Origin of the sequence: Mesorhizobium sp. M2A.F.Ca.ET.067.02.1.1, assembly GCF_004023285.1 — a bacterium.
Classification (GTDB): Bacteria; Pseudomonadota; Alphaproteobacteria; order Rhizobiales; family Rhizobiaceae; genus Mesorhizobium.
The window spans coordinates 1-3,766 of sequence record NZ_RZSB01000598.1; the positions used below are offsets into that span (position 1 = coordinate 1).

At 64.9% G+C, this 3,766-nt stretch carries 2 protein-coding genes; both read right to left on the reverse strand.

Annotated features, from left to right (window positions below; all coding sequences use genetic code 11):
* On the reverse strand, positions 1 to 2,521 hold a 2,521-nt coding region (gene dnaE / locus EOA28_RS28295; protein ID WP_128315511.1), incomplete at its 3' end, for a DNA polymerase III subunit alpha.
* A 122-nt stretch (positions 2,522 to 2,643) separates the two neighbouring features.
* A partial coding sequence (locus tag EOA28_RS28300; RefSeq protein ID WP_128315512.1) for a biotin/lipoyl-containing protein occupies positions 2,644 to 3,766 on the reverse strand: 1,123 nt, incomplete at its 5' end.

Below are 3,766 nucleotides of genomic sequence, written 5' to 3' on the forward strand. Positions count from 1 at the left end.
GCGCCACCACCTCGATGCCGAGGCGCATGGCGTCCTGGCGGAAGTCGGCCAGCTTGTCTGTGTTGCTCATGTCGAGCGTCATCGACGCCGCCAGGAACTCGACCGGGTAATGCGCCTTGAGATAGGCGGTCTGATAGGACACCACCGCATAAGCGGCGGCATGCGACTTGTTGAAGCCGTAGTCGGCGAACTTCGCCAGAAGATCGAAGATGAAGTCGGCCTGCGGCTTGGAGACGCCGCGTTCGACCGCGCCGGACACGAAGCGCTCGCGCTGCTTGTCCATCTCGGCGCGAATCTTCTTGCCCATGGCGCGGCGCAAGAGGTCGGCTTCGCCGAGCGAATAGCCGGACAGCTCCTGCGCGATCTGCATCACCTGTTCCTGGTAGACGATGACGCCTTGCGTTTCCTTCACCAGATGGTCGATCTTGGGATGGATCGAGGCCATCTCCTCCTCGCCATGCTTTCTGGCATTGTAGGTCGGGATGTTCTCCATCGGGCCGGGGCGGTAGAGCGCCACCAGCGCGATGATGTCCTCGATGCAGTCCGGCCGCATGCCGATCAGCGCCTTGCGCATGCCGGCACTTTCAACCTGGAACACGCCGACGACCTCGCCGCGCGACAGCATCGAGTAAGTCTCTTTGTCGTCGAGCGGAATGCGGGCAAGGTCTATGTCGACGCCGCGCCGGCGGATGAGCTTCACCGCCGTTTCCAGCACGGTCAGCGTTTTCAGGCCGAGGAAGTCGAACTTCACCAGCCCGGCCTGCTCGACATATTTCATGTTGAACTGGGTGACCGGCATGTCCGAGCGCGGATCGCGGTACATCGGCACCAACTCGGACAACGGCCGGTCGCCGATGACGATACCGGCGGCATGCGTCGAGGCGTGGCGGTACAGGCCTTCGAGCTTCTGCGCCGTGTCGAGCAGCGTCTGCACGATCGGCTCCTTCTCCGCTTCCTCGGCGAAGCGCGGCTCGTTGGCGATCGCATCCGCCAGCTTGACCGGATTGGCCGGGTTCTGCGGCACCATCTTTGAGAGCTTGTCCACCTGGCCGTAAGGCATCTGCAGCACACGGCCGACGTCGCGCAGCACCGCGCGCGCCTGCAGCGTACCGAAGGTGATGATCTGGCCCACCTGGTCGCGGCCGTATTTCTGCTGGACGTAGCGGATGACCTCCTCGCGGCGGTCCTGGCAGAAGTCGATGTCGAAGTCCGGCATCGAGACGCGGTCTGGGTTGAGGAAGCGCTCGAACAGCAGCGAGAAACGCAGCGGGTCGATGTCGGTGATGGTGGTCGAATAGGCGACCAGCGAACCGGCGCCCGAACCGCGCCCCGGCCCCACCGGAATTCCTTGCGATTTCGCCCATTTGATGAAGTCGGCGACGATCAGGAAATAGCCCGGAAACTTCATCTTCTCGATGATGCCGAGCTCGAATTCGAGCCGCTCGCGATATTGCTCGACCGTGTAGCCCGGCGTCGGGCCGTGCGCGGCAAGCCGCGCCTCCAGCCCCTCGCGCGCCTGGCGGGCAAGCTCTGCGGCTTCCGCCTTTTCCGCCGCGTCCTTGTCGGCCGCGTCGGCGCCGGTGAAGCGCGGCAGGATCGGGCTGCGGTTCTTCGGATAGTAGGAGCAGCGCATCGCGATCTCGACCGTGTTGTCGATCGCTTCCGGCAGGTCCGAGAACAGCCGCGCCATCTCGGCCTGGCTGCGCAGGAAATTGTCCGGCGAAAGCCGCCGGCGATTGTCCGCTGCGACCACTGATCCCTCGGCGATGGCGATCAGGGCGTCATGCGCCTCGTAATCCTCGCGCTTGGAGAAAAACGCCTCGTTGGTGGCGACCAGCGGCAGGTCGTGCGTGTAGGCAAGGTCGACCGTCGACTTTTCGACCATGCGGTCATAGCCGGCGACCCGCTCCAGCTCGACATAGAGCCTGTCGCCGAACAGACCCTTGAGGAACAGCAGCCGCTGTTCGGCGAGGTCGCGCCGGTCCGCTTTGAGCGCGCTGCCGATCGGACCGCGCGGGCCGCCGGTCAGGCAGATCAGCCCATCGGACCGGCCTTCCAGCATGGCGCTGGTGAGGTGCACCGGCTCGCCGGGCGGCGTCTCCAGATACACCTTGCTGATCAGCCGCACGAGATTGGCATAGCCAGCCTCGCTGGCGGCGATCAGCACGACCGGCGACATCTCCGGCCCATGCCGGCGACGGTCGCGCTGGCCATCGCTCGCCTCGCCGGAAAAGGCGAGATCGACCTGGCAGCCGATGATCGGCTGGACGCCGTCCTTGACCGCCTTCTGGGCGAATTCCAGCGCGCCGAACAAATTGTTGGTGTCGGTGACCGCTATCGCCGGCGCCTCGTCCTTGACCGCATGGCCGACGATCGCGCCAAGCTGAAGCGCGCCTTCGAGAAGCGAATAGGCCGAGTGCACGCGCAAATGGATAAAGGTCCGCGCCGGCGCTTCCGGCCGCGCGGCCCTCACGGCTGCTTCGCGCTGCAACGGATCGCGTGGAAGTCGTTCATCCGCCATGTTTTTTCGCGCTGTCCCAAAGACTCAATCTGTTGAGATGTATTGTCCCGGACGCGGCCGTGCCAGTCCAGCACAAATGACCGACAGGGCACAGGCTTAGGCCGGCTGGCTACCGCCTCTTCTCAGGCGAACTCCATGATCACCGCATCGACCGCCAGGCTGTCGCCTGGCTTGGCGTTGAGCTTGGCTATCGTGAGGTCGCGCTCGGCACGCAGCACATTTTCCATCTTCATGGCCTCGACCACGGCAAGCGTCTCGCCGGCCTTGACCTCTTGGCCCTCGGCCACCGCGATCGAGACGACGAGGCCCGGCATCGGGCAGAGAAGCATCTTCGAGGTGTCTGGCGGCAGCTTTTCCGGCATCAGCCTTTCCAGCTCCGCGGTGCGCGGCAGCATGGCCTGAACCGTAACCGACATGCCTTTCCAGGCGATGCGAAGACCGTTCAGCACGGGCCGGACCTGCGCCGCGATCCGGCTGCCGCCGACCGTGCCATGCCAGATCGCATCGCCTGGACGCCAGTCGGAGGCAACGGTCAGCGGCTTGCCGCCGTCGATCGACAGATCGACCTCCATCGGGATCGAGACCATGCCGTCGACAATCTCGACCGGAAGATAGGCTGCGCCGATTTTCACCACCCAGTCGCGCTTGAGATGGCCGGAATGCGGCGCCAGCCGGCCGCTCAGCCGGTCGAGCCGGTCGCGGCGCAAAAGTTCGATCGCGGTTGCGACGGCGGCGAAAACCGCCCTCTCCTCGCCATCCGGCGCGACCGGCGAAAAACCGTCCGGATACTCCTCGGCGATGAAGCCGGTCGACAGCCGTCCCTCGCGCCAGCGCGGGTGCTGCATCAGCGCCGAAAGGAACGGAATGTTGTGCTCGATGCCGTCGACGAGGAAGCTGTCGAGCGCCTCCGACATGGCGTCGATGGCCTCAAGCCTTGTCGGCGCCCAGGTGCAGAGCTTCGCCACCATCGGGTCATAGAACATCGAGATTTCGGAGCCTTCGGTGACGCCGGTATCGTTGCGGATGACGATGTCGCCGAACGTGCCCTCCTGCGGCGGCCTATAGCGGGTCAGCCGGCCGATCGACGGGAGGAAGTTGCGGAAAGGATCCTCGGCATAGAGGCGGCTTTCCACCGCCCAGCCGTTGAGCTTCACATCGCTCTGCTTGATGCCGAGCTTCTCCCCGGCGGCGACGCGGATCATCTGCTCGACCAGGTCGATGCCGGTGACCAGTTCAGTCACCGGA